This is a genomic window from Lysinibacillus sp. NPDC097231, from assembly GCF_044761885.1.
In the GTDB taxonomy this organism is placed as follows: Bacteria; Bacillota; Bacilli; order Bacillales_A; family Planococcaceae; genus Lysinibacillus.
This window is the reverse complement of sequence record NZ_JBIWDH010000001.1, coordinates 1-16464: the sequence shown is the minus strand read 5'-3', so window position 1 is coordinate 16464 and position 16464 is coordinate 1. Positions and strand designations below refer to the sequence as shown.

The 16464-nt window shown below is 39.4% G+C and carries 18 protein-coding genes; 17 read left to right on the top strand and 1 reads right to left on the bottom strand.

Going from position 1 to position 16464, the window contains the following annotated elements:
• Window positions 1–13 precede the first annotated feature (13 nt).
• The 10 genes from ACIQXF_RS00090 to ACIQXF_RS00045 all read left to right on the top strand — a co-directional run bounded on the left by ACIQXF_RS00090 (window position 14) and on the right by ACIQXF_RS00045 (window position 7945).
• Window positions 14–1264 carry a thymidine phosphorylase gene (locus tag ACIQXF_RS00090; protein ID WP_402777367.1) on the top strand — a complete coding sequence of 417 codons (1251 nt, stop codon included), beginning with the start codon at window positions 14–16 and terminating at the stop codon, window positions 1262–1264.
• A 320-nt stretch (window positions 1265–1584) separates the two neighbouring features.
• A complete protein-coding gene (locus tag ACIQXF_RS00085; protein ID WP_402777364.1) occupies window positions 1585–1764 on the top strand; it encodes a hypothetical protein in 180 nt (59 codons plus the stop codon).
• A 24-nt stretch (window positions 1765–1788) separates the two neighbouring features.
• A complete protein-coding gene (locus ACIQXF_RS00080; protein ID WP_402777361.1) occupies window positions 1789–2361 on the top strand; it encodes a hypothetical protein in 573 nt (190 codons plus the stop codon).
• Window positions 2362–2433: 72 nt separating this feature from the next.
• The gene (locus tag ACIQXF_RS00075) at window positions 2434–2616 is read left to right on the top strand and encodes a hypothetical protein (protein ID WP_402777358.1); all 183 of its coding nucleotides are present in this window, start codon (window positions 2434–2436) and stop codon (window positions 2614–2616) included.
• 250 nt (window positions 2617–2866) lie between these two features.
• A complete protein-coding gene (spoIIAA, locus tag ACIQXF_RS00070; RefSeq protein WP_402777355.1) occupies window positions 2867–3220 on the top strand; it encodes an anti-sigma F factor antagonist in 354 nt (117 codons plus the stop codon).
• A complete protein-coding gene (gene spoIIAB / locus ACIQXF_RS00065; RefSeq protein ID WP_402777353.1) occupies window positions 3213–3653 on the top strand; it encodes an anti-sigma F factor in 441 nt (146 codons plus the stop codon). The genes spoIIAA and spoIIAB overlap by 8 nt, the downstream gene beginning before the upstream one ends.
• A 58-nt stretch (window positions 3654–3711) precedes the next feature.
• Window positions 3712–4455, top strand: a complete 744-nt coding sequence (gene sigF / locus ACIQXF_RS00060; RefSeq protein ID WP_402778243.1) for an RNA polymerase sporulation sigma factor SigF — start codon at window positions 3712–3714, stop codon at window positions 4453–4455.
• Between the two features lie 15 nt (window positions 4456–4470).
• Window positions 4471–5919 carry a spore germination protein gene (locus tag ACIQXF_RS00055; protein WP_402777350.1) on the top strand — a complete coding sequence of 483 codons (1449 nt, stop codon included), beginning with the start codon at window positions 4471–4473 and terminating at the stop codon, window positions 5917–5919.
• Window positions 5920–6051: 132 nt separating this feature from the next.
• Window positions 6052–7371, top strand: a complete 1320-nt coding sequence (lysA, locus tag ACIQXF_RS00050; protein WP_402777347.1) for a diaminopimelate decarboxylase — start codon at window positions 6052–6054, stop codon at window positions 7369–7371.
• 199 nt (window positions 7372–7570) lie between these two features.
• Window positions 7571–7945, top strand: coding sequence for a GNAT family N-acetyltransferase (locus tag ACIQXF_RS00045; protein ID WP_402777344.1), 375 nt, complete (start codon window positions 7571–7573; stop codon window positions 7943–7945).
• Here ACIQXF_RS00045 and ACIQXF_RS00040 read toward each other — a convergent pair.
• Entirely contained in the window at window positions 7939–8445 is a 507-nt protein-coding gene (locus ACIQXF_RS00040; RefSeq protein WP_402777341.1) for a DUF309 domain-containing protein, read from the bottom strand. The genes ACIQXF_RS00045 and ACIQXF_RS00040 overlap by 7 nt on opposite strands.
• A 55-nt stretch (window positions 8446–8500) precedes the next feature.
• Here ACIQXF_RS00040 and ACIQXF_RS00035 point away from each other — a divergent pair, with 55 nt between their 5' ends.
• The 7 genes from ACIQXF_RS00035 (at window position 8501) to ccsB (ending at window position 16302) form a co-directional block, all read left to right on the top strand.
• Window positions 8501–9280, top strand: a complete 780-nt coding sequence (locus tag ACIQXF_RS00035; RefSeq protein WP_402777338.1) for a segregation/condensation protein A — start codon at window positions 8501–8503, stop codon at window positions 9278–9280.
• Window positions 9252–9845, top strand: a complete 594-nt coding sequence (gene scpB / locus ACIQXF_RS00030; protein ID WP_402778240.1) for an SMC-Scp complex subunit ScpB — start codon at window positions 9252–9254, stop codon at window positions 9843–9845. Before ACIQXF_RS00035 ends, scpB begins: the two co-directional genes overlap by 29 nt.
• Before the next feature lie 108 nt (window positions 9846–9953).
• Window positions 9954–11024, top strand: coding sequence for a D-alanyl-D-alanine carboxypeptidase family protein (locus ACIQXF_RS00025; RefSeq protein ID WP_402777335.1), 1071 nt, complete (start codon window positions 9954–9956; stop codon window positions 11022–11024).
• Between the two features lie 521 nt (window positions 11025–11545).
• Complete coding sequence (locus tag ACIQXF_RS00020; RefSeq protein ID WP_402778237.1) at window positions 11546–12277, top strand: pseudouridine synthase; 732 nt, start codon at window positions 11546–11548, stop codon at window positions 12275–12277.
• A gap of 629 nt (window positions 12278–12906) precedes the next feature.
• Window positions 12907–13440 (top strand): thiol-disulfide oxidoreductase ResA, encoded by a 534-nt coding sequence (gene resA, locus ACIQXF_RS00015; protein ID WP_402777332.1) that lies wholly within the window; start codon window positions 12907–12909, stop codon window positions 13438–13440.
• A 13-nt stretch (window positions 13441–13453) separates the two neighbouring features.
• Window positions 13454–15118, top strand: coding sequence for a cytochrome c biogenesis protein ResB (gene resB / locus ACIQXF_RS00010; RefSeq protein ID WP_402777329.1), 1665 nt, complete (start codon window positions 13454–13456; stop codon window positions 15116–15118).
• Complete coding sequence (gene ccsB, locus ACIQXF_RS00005; protein ID WP_402777326.1) at window positions 15115–16302, top strand: c-type cytochrome biogenesis protein CcsB; 1188 nt, start codon at window positions 15115–15117, stop codon at window positions 16300–16302. Before resB ends, ccsB begins: the two co-directional genes overlap by 4 nt.
• Window positions 16303–16464: the final 162 nt, after the last annotated feature.

The window sequence follows — 16464 nt, the reverse complement described above, 5'->3', positions numbered from 1 at the left end:
GGGGATTATTAACATGAATATGGCGCAGTTATTTGAAAAGAAAAAGCATGGCAAAGAGCTATCTCAGGCTGAAATTCAGTATTTTGTAGAAGGCTACACAACTGGTTCAATCCCTGATTATCAAGCAAGCTCTTTACTAATGGCCATTCGCTTATTGGGCATGACGGATGATGAAACATTCTATTTAACAAAGGCAATGATAGAATCTGGAGATGTCATTGATTTAACATCTATTGAAGGCTTTAAAATAGATAAACACTCGACTGGTGGTGTAGGCGATAAAGTGACACTAATCGTCACTCCGATCATTGCTGCACTTGACATTCCAGTAGCAAAGTTTAGTGGTAAAGGTCTAGGTATTACTGGCGGCACAATCGATAAATTAGAATCCATTCGAGGCTTTAAAACAGAGCTTTCATCCCAAGAATTTATCGATAATGTCAATAAACATAAAATTGCGGTTGCTGGTCAAACAGGTAATCTTGTACCAGCTGACAAAAAATTGTACGCATTGCGAGATGTGACAGGTACTGTCGATTCAATTCCACTAATTGCGGCATCTATCATGAGTAAGAAAATTGCAAGTGGCGCAGACGGCATTGTACTAGACGTTAAATGCGGCTCAGGTGCATTTATGAAAACGGAACAAGAAGCTCAAGTTTTAGCTGACACGATGACGGCAATCGGTGAAAAGCTAGGGCGGAAAGTAGTTGCTCATATTAGCGATATGGATAATCCACTTGGAAAAATGATTGGTAATAAGCTTGAAGTAGTAGAGGCATACGCTTTACTAAGTGGCCATATGAGTGAAACACATGAGGATCTACTTGAGGAGTGTATTATCATTTCTTCGTTAATGTATCAAGTTGCGGCGGGAGTAGATGAAGCGCAGGCAACAGCAGCTGTTAAACGTGTGTTAGAAGATGGTACGGCAGTAGCAAAATTTGAAGAATTTATCGTGGCACAGGGCGGCGATGTAGCAGATATCGTACAAAATGACACGGTCAATAAAGTAGCTGTCAAAGCGCTGGCTGAAGGCACTGTAGAGACGATTAATGCATTATTAATCGGAGAAGCTAGTGTTGGGCTTGGTGCAGGTCGTTTGACGAAGGAATCTAAGCTTGATTACGATGCTGGGATTCAATTGATTGCTAAAAAAGGCGACCATGTTAGTGCTGATGAAACAATTGCTTATTTATATTCAAACCGTCAAATTGATGAAGAAACAATCGAAAAAGTACAAAATGCGTATACAATTGCATAAATATTTTGGGGCGAGAACTCTCTTTGAAGAAAGAGGGTTCTCTCTTTTTGTTGTTCTGAGGAAGATAGAAGAGCTGGGGCGGGGAGAGAGCTGGAATGATGGATAGAATGGCCAAAGTGACGGATAGAGAGGGTGAAGTGACGGATAGAAGAGCCTGAGCGGAGGATAGGACAGGGATGCCGGAAAGAAAAGCCGAACTGGCGGATAGAATGGCCAAAGTGATGGATAGAGAAGGCGAAGTGACGGATTGAATAGCCTGAGCGAAGGATAGAGAAGGCGAAGCGACGGATAGAAGAGGCGAAGCGAAGGATAGGGCGGGGATGCCGGAAAGAAAAGCTGAACTGATGGATAGAATGTCCAAAGTGCCGGATAGAGAAGGCGAAGTGCCGGATAGAAAAGTCGTAGCGAAGGATAGGACTGAACTGCCGGATAGAATCGCTGGACTGCCGGAAAGAATGTCCAAAGTGATGGATAGAGAGGGTGAAGTGACGAATAGATGAGCCTGAGCGGAGGATAGGACAGGGATGCCGGATAGAAAAGCTGAACTGACGGATAGAACGGCCAAAGTGACGGATAGAGAAGGCGAAGCGACGGATAGAAGAGCTGAAGCGAAGGAAAGGACGGGACTGCCGGAAAGAAAAGCTAAACTGATGGATAGAATGGCCAAAGTGCCGGATAGAGAAGGCGAAGCGACGGATAGAAGAGCTGAAGCGAAGGAAAGGACGGGACTGCCGGAAAGAAAAGCTGAACTGATGGATAGAATGTCCAAAGTGCCGGATAGAGAAGGCGAAGTGACGGAAAGAAGAGCCGAAGCGAAGGAAAGGACGGGACTGCCGGAAAGAAAAGCCGAACTGCCGGATAGAATGTCCAAAGTGATGGATAGAGAAGGCGAAGCGACGGAAAGAAGAGCCGAAGCGAAGGATAGAACAGGACTGCCGGAAAGAAAAGCCGAACTGCTGGATAGAATGGCCAAAGTGATGGATAGAGAAGGCGAAGCGACGGAAAGAAGAGCCGAAGCGAAGGATAGAACAGGACTGCCGGAAAGAAAAGCCGAACTGCCGGATAGAATGTCCAAAGTGCCGGATAGAGGAGTCTAAGTGAAAGATAGAAAAGTCGAAGCGAAGTAAAGGACAGGACTGCCGGAAAGAAAAGCTGAACTACCGGATAGAATGTCCAAAGTGCCGGATAGAGAAGTCGAAGCGACGGATAGAAGAGCTGAAGCGAAGGAAAGGACGGGACTGCCGGAAAGAAAAGCTGAACTGCCGGATAGAACGTCCAAACTGCAGGATAGCGAAGCCGAACTGCCGGATAGAGTCAAAGTGCCGAACAGACGCAAAAAAAAGCCGAAGTGACGAATTGAACCATTGTACAAGTGGATAAATTTGCGTACAGATTGGTACCTCATTGTTATTGCATAATTAGAATTTCTGTTTTAAGAGTCTATCGCGTTTAAAAAATGTTGATTTATCCCATACTGCACTTAACCTAAAAAGCTATAAGTATGTCGATTTGACACTATTTCGGAAGACTTTGCACTAGTTCTGTCAGTCACAAGGATTCACCGCATAGAATGTGGAATTGCACGAGGAGGAGGCGATGTTCATGCATTTTCAATTAGAAATGGTAACAAGAGAGACTGTGGTTATACGTTTATTTGGGGAGCTCGATCATCATGCAGTTGAGCAAATTCGGGCGAAAATTTCTACAGCAATTTTTCAAGGCGCTGTATCGACCATTATTTGGAACTTAGAGGGGCTTTCCTTTATGGACAGTTCGGGTGTAGGTTTAGTACTTGGTCGAATGCGTGAGTTAGAAGCAATCGCTGGACGCACAATTTTATTGAATCCATCGCCGACAATGCGAAAAGTATTTCAATTTTCAGGTTTAGGGCCATGGATGATGGATGCAACAGAAGAAGAAGCGATTGAAAGAGTGAGGGGGATTGTAAATGGATAACGAAATGACATTAACTTTTTTAGCACTTAGTGAAAACGAAGCCTTAGCACGTGTAGCCGTGACGGGCTTTATTGCACAATTAGATCCAACAATTGATGAGCTATCCGAATTTAAAACGGTTGTCTCCGAGGCTGTTTCCAATGCCATTATTCACGGCTATGAAGAGAATGGTAAAGGCGTTGTTACAGTTCGTGCAAAACGTGAGGATGATGTTGTAACAGTATCTGTTATGGATAAAGGTATTGGAATTGAGGATGTAAGCCGAGCTATGGAGCCGTTATTTACGACGAAAAGTGCGATGGAACGTTCAGGTATGGGCTTTACAATTATGGATAGTTTTTCAGATCAATTGACAGTAATGTCCAAGTGGCAAGAAGGTACAACGGTAACTTTTACGAAGAAATTTTACTCGGTTCGCACAGCGGTAATGTGAGGTTACGCTGGTGAAGCCGTTAGAACAGTCGTCCGATAAGCTATTGTCACAGGAAGAAATGCGTGATCTCATTGCACGTGCACAGCAGGGCGATCATGAGGCTCGTAAACGAATGATCGAAGGGAATACGAGGCTTGTGTGGTCCATCGTACAACGCTTTACAACTAGGGGCGTAGAGCTCGAGGATTTATTCCAAATTGGCTGTATAGGGCTCATGAAATCTGTGGATAAATTCGATTTAACGTATGATGTAAAGTTTTCGACATATGCAGTTCCGATGATTATCGGCGAAATTCAACGCTTTCTAAGGGATGATGGCATGGTGAAAGTTAGCCGATCCATTCGTGAGCTTAATTTTAAAATTCGTCATGCAACTGATGAATTCATTAAAAACAATGAGCATCCACCAACCATTCATGAATTGGCACAAGTGCTTGGAGTCACAACTGAGGAAATTGTAACAGCTTCCGATGCATTGAGAGATCCTGCTTCCTTACATGAGCAATTATATGAAAGTGAAGGAGATTCAATCACATTAATGGATCAAATGAAGGATGAAAAATCAGAGCAACCATTCGACTATATTCCACTAAAAGAGGTGCTCACAAGACTTGATCCTAGAGAGCAATCCATTATTTATTTACGATATTTCTCAGATTGTACCCAAACTGAAATTGCAAACAGGCTTGGCATATCACAAGTTCAGGTATCACGACTTGAGAAAAAGATTCTTGCCCAATTGAAAAGTTGGATGGCTACAAGTGCCACAATTGAAGAGGAAGAGGTAAAAAAAGACATCTAAGAAAATGGTGACAGCATGACAGATAAAGATAAACTTTTTAACAGCTTAGAAGAAGCCGAAAATTTTCTTAATGAACAATTTGGTGACGGCGAATCATTTGACGTTTCAATCAAGCATGTATTTGTCAAAGATTTGCCGGTTCTTTGCGCATATATAAGTGGACTTGTGGATGGGATTGTATTAACGCAATTACTCTCTAATATGTTGCCTGAAGAGGACATTGATATTGAGGATGAAAAGGAGTATTTTGAAGCCTATTTCAATTATCAAGGCCGATCAGAGGAAACAAAACGCGAAGCTATTTTATTATCCATATTAAGTGGACAAGTAGTTTTTATAACTAAAAGTGGTTACGGCTATGTTGCAGAGATTCGAAGTTATCCAGGACGTACACCTGAGGAGCCTGATAATGAAAAGGTTATTCGGGGATCCAGGGATGGTTTTGTTGAAGGTATTTCACAAAATGCTGCTTTGGTTCGTCGGCGTATTCGCAGTAGTAATTTACGTTTCGAGCTACATAAAATATCCGAAATCGGTCAAACTGATGTCGCGCTAGCGTTTATAAAGGGTATTGCGAATGATGAAACGCTCGATAAATTACGACAGCGCATTGGACAAATTCATCATGATGGCTTGACTATGACTGATAAATCACTAGAAGAATGGCTGTTTAAACAGAAGTTTCATCCAGTTCCTTTTGTACGTTATACGGAACGGCCAGATATTGCAGCAGCTCATTTACTTGAGGGCCATATAGCCATTATTGTCGATACGTCTCCTTCTGTCATTATTGTGCCTGCAACAGTTTTTCATTTATTACAACACGCTGAGGAATATAGGCAAGCTCCATCAGTTGGAACCTTTGTCCGTTTTATGCGATATTTTGGAGCAATAATGGGTTTGTTTTTATTACCTTTATGGTATGTATTTGCAACAAATCCATCTTTATTACCGGATGCGTTATCCTTTTTAGGTGCAAAGGAAAAATCGCATATCCCACTTTTACTGCAAGTACTTATTGGAGATGTTGGGATAGAATTTTTGAGGATGGCCGCCATTCATACCCCATCACCATTATCCACTGCGATGGGGTTAGTTGCGGGTGTAATTATTGGTCAGATTGCCATTGATGTTGGGCTATTCTCGTCAGAGGTAGTGTTATATACAGCCGTTTCAGCTATTCTGACATTTATTATTCCGTCCTATGAGCTTGGTATCTCCATTAAACTCTTTAGACTAGGGTTGTTAATAATGACTGGAATTTGGGGAGTTAATGGGTTATTTATCGGGATATTTATATTATTTACGTATTTATGTTCATTACGTCCGATGCAAGCGCCATATTTATGGCCGCTTATTCCGTTCTTTCCAAAGGCGATGCTTCGCGTACTTGTTCGTTTCCCAATGACAGAAGATGCATTAAGACCTTATGTAGTCGATTCCAAACAGCGAGAAAGATCTTAGAAGCCGTTGCACTCGTTTTTTTCATGTGATAAAGTTCACCTATAGTATTTTGTGATTTTTGCAAAAATTTCTTCATGAGATTAAGGTGCAAGGTATCACAAGATGGAACGATGTGAAAAGGGAGAGATGCACATGCATTTATATGGAACACAAGCGATTTCTGAAGATGGTCATTTAACAATTGGACAGGTAGATACACTAGAGCTTGCGAAAGAATATGGTACACCTTTATTTGTGTACGATACAGCATTAATTCGTAAGCGTGCACGAGGCTTTATTGATACGTTTAAAAAACTAGGTGTGAAAGCAGAAGTAGCTTATGCTTCAAAGGCATTTGCATGTGTAGCTGTGTACCAATTAGCGGCAGAAGAAAATCTATCTTTAGATGTTGTCTCTGGTGGAGAATTATTTACAGCCTTAAAAGCGGGATTCCCTGCAGAGCGTATTCACTTCCATGGTAATAATAAAAGCATTGCTGAATTAGAATTAGCCTTTGACTCGAAAATTGGTTGTATTGTCGTGGATAACTTCTATGAAATTCAGCTTTTAAAAGAAATTTCACAGCGCCGTCAACAAAAAATGCGTATTTTACTACGTGTCACACCAGGTGTTGAGGCACATACGCATGATTTCATTACGACAGGTCAAGCAGATTCTAAATTTGGCTTCGACTTAAATAATGGTCAAGCAGATAAAGCTTTCCAACAAACCTTTAACCATGAATACTTAGAGCTTCTAGGCTTACACTGCCATATTGGCTCTCAAATTTTTGATACAGCTGGCTTTGGCTTAGCGGGGGAAAAATTAATTGATAAAATTTCTGATTGGAACAAGGCTCACGATTTTACGTGTACTGTGTTAAACTTAGGTGGGGGCTTCGGAATTCGTTATACAGAAGAAGATGCACCGCTTGAGCCGCAAGTATATGTAGAGGATATGATTACAGTTGTCAAAAACAAAGCGACTGTACTTGGTCTAACGATGCCAGAAATTTGGATTGAACCAGGACGTTCACTTGTAGGCGATGCAGGAACATCACTTTATACCATTGGTTCACAAAAAACAGTACCAGAAGTACGTAAATATATTGCTGTAGATGGTGGTATGAGTGACAATATCCGTCCAGCTCTATATGATGCGAAGTATGAGGCAGTCATTGTAAGTAAAGTCAATGAACCAAAAAGTGAAACCTATACAGTTGCTGGTAAACTTTGTGAATCGGGCGATAAATTAATTATTGATGCTAAGCTTCAAGAAGCAGCTTCTGGAGATGTATTAGCAATCTTCTGTACTGGCGCTTATGGATATTCTATGGCGAGTAACTACAATCGTGTACCACGTCCAGCAGTAGTATTCGTAGAAAATGGTGAGCATCAGCTAGCAATTCGACGCGAAAGTTATGAAGATATTATACAAAACGATCTCCCGCTAATGTTAAAAAAGGGTGAGTAAATTTGAGAAAAAATAAATGGGTTTTACTAGCGTCCATTTCAGCTTTTATTTTGTTGTGGGGCGTTGTCTATTGGGTGTTGGCGTCAAAAGGAATTCTTGGACCTGGTTCGTAAGACAGAAATTGGCTTGCGGGAAAAGTACAAATCGTGTAGGATAGTCAAAGATTATGTACAGCTAGAAAAAGAGGGAATAGACAAATATGTTAATTCGATATAAGAAAGCTTTCGAGAAAATAGCAATGGGGCTACTCTCGTTTATGCCTAACGAAAAAGACATAAAAAAGCTCACAGAGACAATCCACTCCTATGAAAATGGTGGTAATTGGGTATTATACTTATGGAAAAAGAACGATGAGTATGTTGGCATCGTTGGACTTGTAACAGATGATCAAAATATAGCTACAATTCAGCATGTTTCCGTTGTCCCTTCGTATAGAGGTGAGGGGGTGGCGAAGGAAATGCTACAAGAAGTGGCAGAACTTGGCCAGTATCGAAGTGTGCGCGCAACAGATGAAATACGTAAATTTGTTCAAAAATGTATAAATTGTATCGATGAAGAAGCAGACGATCATTGACGTCTGCTTTTTCTATGTTTGTTTTCTTGTCGTTCTGCAAGAATATGTGAGCGATCTCGAAGCATATGTTTATGAAGAAGATAGTTAGAGTCACTAATTGGTAAAAGTTGTATGCGGGCGTGTGTTAGTTGTCTCAATGTGGGTGAAAGTGGTAGCTGAAAAGCTTGAAAGGACTTGCCCATTTGGACGGCAGCAAGTGCATCTGATAGTTGTATCAGTAGTTTATCGTAGTCAATTTCGTTAAAAAAATTATGACCTATATTATGTTGGAAATTACTAAATGCTTTCTCTAACATTCGTTCAGCGCCAGTATAATTATCACGGCGCCAATGATAAAAGCCTGTTGCGAGCTGTACGTATCCAACGAGAGGGTGTTTTTTATCACCTGGCGCAATATCCTTCCAGTATTCTTCAAGAACTTCATGGCATTCAAAAAAATCTTGATTACCATTGAAAAAGGCACAGTAGTCGATAAATAAAGTATGGTGCTGTGGATGCATTTTGGACTCCTTTCTACTATACTAAAAGAACATAGAATCTCAGGGTGGTAAAACAATGTCTTATGAAGTAAAATTAGAAGCCTTTTCAGGGCCACTTGATTTATTATTGCATTTAATTCACAGATTGGAAATTGATATCTATGATATCCCAATGGCTGAAATTACTCAACAATATATCGATCATATACATGCTATGCAGGTACTGGAGTTAAATGAAGCTAGTGAATATTTAGTGATGGCTGCAACACTATTGGCAATTAAAAGCCGTATGCTCTTGCCGATTCATGAAGGGGAACTCGAAGATGCCGAATTAGAAGTCGACGGTCCGGACCCTCGTGAAGAACTTGTACAGCGTTTAATAGAGTATAAGAAATATAAAGAAGCAGCGAGTAGTCTACAAGAGCTTGAAACAGATCGAGCGCAGTTCTTTACACGGCCGCCATCAGATTTAACAGGGTTAGCATCAGATGAACAAATGGCGTTATTTGATTTGAATGTCAACATTTATGATATGCTTGGGGCCTTTCAAAAACTAATGCGCCGAAAAAAATTAAAGAAACCACTGAAGACAACGGTAGCAAGACAGGAACGTTCAGTGAAAGATCAAATGCGTTCAGTTGTCGATTCACTAAGAACAACAGGTGGACGTGCATCATTTTTCGAGCTTTTTCCCTATGAAGATAAGCCAACGCTTATTTTGACGTTTTTATCTCTTCTTGAACTGATGAAACGTCAGGTCGTCATCGTAGAGCAAAATGGTAACTTTGAAGAATTAACGGTTACATTACAGAAGGAGGAATGGGATGATGACGAAAACAATGATGCTACAGAGTAGAATAGAAGCCTTATTATTTGTTGTAGGAGATGATGGCTTAACCATTAAACAATTGTCGCAGCTCTTAGGAGAAGCGGAAGAATTAGTCGTACAGGCCATGGAAGCTTTACATACAACCTACGAAGAAGATTTAGCTAGAGGTATTACTGTAAAAGAAATAGCTGGAGTTTATCAGCTCATAACAAAATCTGAGCTTGCAGATACCATTCAAAGATTAGTAGAAAATCCAACTGTTCAATCATTATCTCAAGCCTCGCTGGAGGTGCTTGCTATTGTGGCATATAAACAGCCAATAACACGAGTAGCAATTGAAGATTTGCGCGGTGTGAAATGTGAAAGACCAATTCAAACGCTCGCTTCTAAAGGATTAATTAAAGAGGTTGGTCGTTCAGAAGGGACAGGGCGTGCAATTTTATATGGCACGACAAAAGAATTTTTAAACTACTTTGGTTTAAATAATATTGAAGAAATGCCACCTCTTCCTGAAGAGGAACTGCTTGAAACAGAGCAAGAAACAGATTTATTTATGACGAAATTCCAAGAAACCTTTAGTGGAGTAAAGTAAGTCAAGCAAGGCATAAAAATCCCTATTAACTTAAAGGTATATAATGCTTAGCTTTAAACATAAATATTAATCTATACTTTCCTATTACTTTTAATAAGGAGTGGCTCGTTGCTTCGGTTAGTACGTATCATATTGTTCACGATAGTCGTGGTAATGTTAATGCTTCCGCAAACTAGCCTTGCAAGAGGAGGTAGCGGATATGTTGTCCTTGATGGAGATACGGGCCGTGTTTTATTAGAGTCAAATAGTGATGCACGGTTACCAATTGCTAGCTTAACAAAAATTTGGACAGCACTCGTTGCTATTGAAAATAGTGACCTTCAAGATGAAGTAGTCATTTCGCCAAGGGCTGCGATGGCTGAGGGCTCGTCAATTTACTTGCAGGCAGGTGAAAAAGTTACAGTTGAAACATTGTTGTATGGTTTAATGCTACGCTCAGGTAATGATGCAGCAACAGCTTTAGCAGAGCATGCCGGGGGATCGGTAGAAGGATTTGTAAAATTAATGAATGAGCGAGCCGTTGTGGCTGGCCTCACAAATACTGTTTTCATGAATCCGTCTGGCTTGCATCATGATGAGCATTTATCATCAGCGAGAGATACTGCTGAGATGCTAAGAATTGCGCTTCAAAATAAAACCTTTAAGAAAATTGCCTCAACAGTTTTATATCGTGCTGATACTGAAAACGGTATGCTATGGGAAAATAAGCACCGTTTATTACGTGAAGGGGCAGGAGTTGCTGTTGATATTGATGATGAGACAACACAGCCTGTTAGTTCATTAAAATCAGCAACAGGTACAGCATTTGCCGGAAAAACAGGCTTTACAAAGGTAGCCGGTAGAACACTTGCAACCGCCTTCCAAAAGAATGGGCAAATCTGTATTGTTGTCACACTGAATGAATCAGATGACTGGAATGTACATCGGGGGTTAGCTAACAAGGTGTGGCAAGACTACAGCATAGAGACAGTGGTGAAAAAAGGGAAATATAATGTGAACAAAAAGGTAGCTATACGTTTAGATCAACCAATCCGTTTACAGTTAAATAAAAAGGAAAAAGAAAGTGTAAGGCAAGTATTGCATATTTCCAGAAAACGTAAGGAAGCGGTATTATCCATTTTTATCGGTGACGAGCTTATTTATGCAACGCCGGTAGCTGTTGAATCAGCGGATCGTTAAAAGCGATTCGCTGATTTTTTTGGGGAATTGCACAAGATATCGTAGAGTAAACAATTGTGGAGAAAAAAGTGTAACTGTTCCTAATAAGCTGGTGGTTCAACAATTGTACAAACTCTATCTTTATTTAATGCTTATTCAGTTATTAATATCGAATTAGGTTTGCCTTTACTATCAAATAGTGAACATACGTTTAGAAAAGCCATAGAAATGGGCTGCACCCTAATTGTTAGTCACAACAATAAGAGGTGCTTTTTTTATAGGAAAATTTCATAAGTGAAGGCGATTTGCAATTTGATGAAAAGAGTATACTAGAAAAGTACAAATTATTAAGGTAACTAGCTAATGAAAAACTATTTCAAATACTCTAATTACTCAAGTGTAATTAGTTTTTCTTTAATATTGTACAAAAGTATGACATAATTTTCACAGATTAGCGGGAAAAATAGCCTTATTCATCTTGTGCGAATGAGGTTTATATTTTGGCATCTATGTCAATATGAATGAAAATTAGAGGTGAAAGAATGGAAAGATTACAAAAGGTCATTGCGTATGCAGGTATTGCGTCAAGACGTAAGGCAGAGCAATTGATATTAGAAGGTAAAGTAAAAGTGAATGGCGTCGTAGTACGTGAGCTAGGTACAAAGGTTTCTAACTCAGATACGATTGAAGTAGAGGGCGTTAAGCTTGAAAAAGAGGACAAGGTTTATTTCTTACTTTATAAACCACGTGGAACGATTTCAGCTGTAACAGACGACAAAGGACGCAAAACTGTCACAGATTTGTTTAAGCATATTCCGCAACGTATTTTCCCAGTAGGACGTCTTGATTATGATACATCTGGCTTATTGTTATTAACAAATGATGGGGAATTCTCCTATATGCTGACACATCCTAAGTTTAAAATCGACAAAACATATATTGCTCGTGTCAAAGGTGTTCCAACGATTGAAGGTTTAAAAAAACTACAACGAGGAATTAAGCTGGAAGACGGCAAAACCGCACCTGCTAAAGTTAGTATGACTTCTTTTGATGAAAAAGCAGGCAAGGCGATCTGTGAAATTACAATTCACGAAGGGCGAAATCGCCAAGTACGTCGAATGTTCGAGGCAATTGGTACACCGGTTGTCAAACTGAAACGTGAGCGCTTTGCCTTTTTAGATTTATTTGGGCTAGCACCAGGGGAATACCGTGAATTGACAAAGCATGAAGTGAAGCAGCTAAGAGTTTTAGCGGAAACAGGGAAAATCGGATAAAGTGAAACTTCAATCAGTGGATCCTCCACTGATTGTTGTAGAGGAACACAAGCTAAGTACTCCGCATCCTGCGGAAACGCTTGTGTGACCAACATCGTGTTGGCCTCAATCGGGCATTTACGGGCAGTTGATCACCCACTACATCATGAGATGGGAATCTTGTACCCGACGTTTCACTTCCGGTACAGATATTACTGCCCGTTTATGCGGGATAATTGAACATTTTCTAAAGAAAGTTAATATATCACTATATGTATAGTGATGTTGGTGAAATCGTTCATAAATCATTCATAATTAATAGCTAAGCGTTTTTGTATCATTTTGCTATAATAGGTGAGAATAGTACACCTAGATTAGTTTCATTCAGATGAAGCATTTTCATATTTATTCTTCATTCAGATGAAGATAATACCTACGGCGGATGTCACGGACTTTGAAAGGAATGAATTCTGGACGCAATTACGCCAAAGCGAAGTTCATCTGGAGCTGCTTGGCGCCCAAGCAAATGACAAGTATAGAGTCTGATTGACATAAATGTTGTAGACAAGATGGTAAAATCTATACATATTATAGAAGCTTAGCGTCAAATGAAGTTACTCTAAGCCGTAATTGATAGGGGGTTTATTAACTTGGAGAAGAAGAAGAAACGTCTCGTAATACGTACCATTATTTTAGCAGTTTTAGTACTAGCAATTGGTTATACAGTATACGGAACAGCGACAAAAGAGAAAGTAGAGTTAGTAGCAGTGGGCTCTGAAGCACCAGACTTCACGTTAGTAGATTTAAACGGTGAGAAACATAAGCTGTCTGATTATAAAGGGCAGGGGGTATTTTTAAACTTCTGGGGAACTTGGTGTAAGCCGTGTGAGAAGGAAATGCCTGCAATGGACCGTCAGTATAAAGTCTTTAAAGATCAAGGAGTACAAACACTGGCTGTCAATATTGCACAAACAGATTTTGAAGTGCAGAATTTTGTCGATAGATATGACTTAACGTTCCCAGTAGCTATTGATAAAACGAAAAGTGTTATGACTGCCTATAATGTAGGTCGATTACCTGCAACAGTCCTTATTGATTCAAATGGTAAAGTAGTAAAAATTATTACGGGTGAAATGACGGAGGGAGATATCGCTTCGTACATGGAATTAGTGAAGCCGAAATAAGGAGTAAATGACTATGGAAAACATCATTTGTGCTTGTGGTCATAGTAACCCATATGGCACGAAGCTTTGTGAAAAATGTGGTCGCCCTTTAACTGAGGAAGGTAAACAAACTAAAGTTGTTGATATGCGCTATGACGGAATGGCGATTCGTTCAAAAACGTACAACAAATCAGTTATCGACAAAATTTGGAATTTCTTCTCAAGTGTAAAAGTGGGAATTGCCCTCATTATTATAACGTTGGTCGCTGCGTCAATCGGAACAATACTACCACAAGAAATGTATGTAAACCCTACAGATACCGATAAAGCGGGCTATTACGCGAAAGTGTATGGTTGGTTTGGAAAACTTTATAATTATTTAGGACTTTCTGATTTGTACAGTACTTGGTGGTTCCAAATTTTGGTGGGTATGCTGGCTATATCTATTATTGTTGCGAGTTTAGACCGTGGGATACCATTGCATAAGTCACTGAAAAATCAGCGCGTTAAACGTCATGAAAGTTTCATGAAACGTCAACGAATCGTTGCGGAAGGACAAGTTTCAAACCCTGACGAAACTTTAGATAAAGTTGAACAAAAAATGACTGCATTAAAATATAATGTCCGTCGTGATGGAAGTGCATTATTAGCAGAACGCGGTCGTTTTGCTCGATATGGCCCATACATAAACCATGTCGGTCTCATTATCTTTTTAACAGGCGTTATGTTACGTTTAATGCCAGGCTTTTATGTAGATGAGACGATGTGGATACGTGAAGGTGAGACACGAGCTATACCAGGTATGGAAGGCTATTTTGTTAAAAATAACAAGTTTATTTTGGAGACCCATAACAATAATGAGCAATTGATGGAAGGTGTAAATGTTATGGCGAAAAACTTCCAAACAGACGTCACTTTATACAAACAACCTGAGGGTGCTCTTCCTGGGGATTTAGACAATCTTGAAAAGGTAAGAGATTACTCAATTCGTGTCAATCATCCATTAAAAGAAAATGGATTTGCACTATATCAAATGAATTATCGACTTAACGAATTGAAGCAAATGAATTTTAATTTGGTGAATAAAGAAACTGGCGAATCACTTGGTCTAGCAGAAATTGATTTAACAAACCCTAAAAAAGAGTATGATTTAGGAAATGGTTCCTCAGTACAGATTCTTGTTTATACACCAGATTTTGATGGTTTTGATAATGGTGAACCACAAACAAAAACATCAATACCAAATAATCCAGCATTTTTATTTAGAATGATAACACCGGAAACACCAGAAGGTGAGGTAAGTTTCGTTGAGATTAGGAAGCCACCGCTTGAACCACTTGGTGAAAACAAATATAGAATGAAATTTGCTAGTGCAGACACACGTAATACGGCAAACTTTACAATTCGCAAAGATAGTACGATCCCAATTTTATTTGTCGGTGGTATTATTTTCATGATTGGTGTGGTGATTGGCTCATATTGGAATCATCGTCGTTTATGGTTACAGGTGGAACCAGATGGTCGAGTGCTAATGGCTGCCCATGTTAATAAAAATATGTTCAGTATGAAAAAGGATTTAGATGCCGTTACTGAATTTGCCGATCTACCAGCATATAAAGATCAGCTAGAGAAATCAGAAGACATCGAGAATTCAACAAAGCCAGGCATTAATAAAAAGGAAGGTGACAACACCTTATGAGTTTGATTGATATAAGTGGATACCTATTATTTGTAGCATTTATAGCCTACTTAGTTGCGATATTATTATTTGGCGGTTCGATTAAACAATCGAATGCTACAGGCAACAACACGGGTACATGGGGCAAGCTGGCAATAGGTGTTACAATTATAGGTTTTCTATCCCAGCTTGGTTACTTTATTACCCGTTGGATTTATTCAGGACATGCACCTGTAAGTAATATGTTTGAATTTACAACTGCATTTGGGATGTTCATCGTAGCAGCATTCATTTTAATTTACTTTATTTACCGAATGACTGCACTTGGTTTAATAGCATTACCAGTAGCTTTACTAATTATTGCCTATGCAGCAATGTTCCCAAAAGAAGTAACTCCTTTAGTACCATCTTTACAAAGTTACTGGCTAACAATTCATGTTATTACAGCTGCTTTAGGTCAATCCATTTTAGCGATTAGTGCCGTAGCAGGGCTAATTTATTTATTAAAAGTAGTTGACGTAAAGAAACCATCTTTATCACGATTTGGTTTAGAAGCGGTAATGTTCTTTTTAGTAGTAGTAGTTGGTTTTGTAGCTGTTACAACAACATTTAGTGCGATGAACTATGAATCAAAATATACTTATGTTGATAAAGAGGGTACTGAACGTCCAATTACCTACAATATGCCGCCGATTTTTGGTATGAATGAATATAAGGCAGTAGAAGAGCATGGTATGTCTCCAATAGTAGAAATGCCGCCACTTATTAATGCTAAGAAATTAACGACCGTTGTCTGGTCTCTATTAGCAGGTTCAGTATTATATTTACTAATTCGATTAATTGCACGACGTCGAATAAGTGCGATATTCCAACCGTTTGTCAAACGTGTAAATTTACAATTAGTTGATGAAATCGGTTACCGATCAGTGTTAATTGGTTTCCCAGTATTTACATTAGGAGCCTTAATCTTTGCTATGATTTGGGCACAAGTTGCCTGGAGTCGTTTCTGGGGATGGGATCCAAAAGAAGTATGGGCGCTTATTACATGGTTATTCTATGCAGCATTCCTACATTTACGATTGTCAAAAGGCTGGGAAGGTAAGAAATCTGCATGGTTAGCGTTAGTTGGTTTCGGAATTATCTTATTTAACCTAATTGCTGTTAACTTAATTATTGCAGGTTTACACTCATACGCTGCAAGTTAATGGAAAACTTATAAACGGTGTGATTTTCCATGTCGCTAGTTTTAGAAAGAAAAGCCTTCTTGCTGTGTAAAATGTACCCTATAAGATAGACACTTAAAAAAAGTCTCTCTTACAGGGTACTTTTATTTATAATGAACATAACAACTAGATGGAGCAGAACTT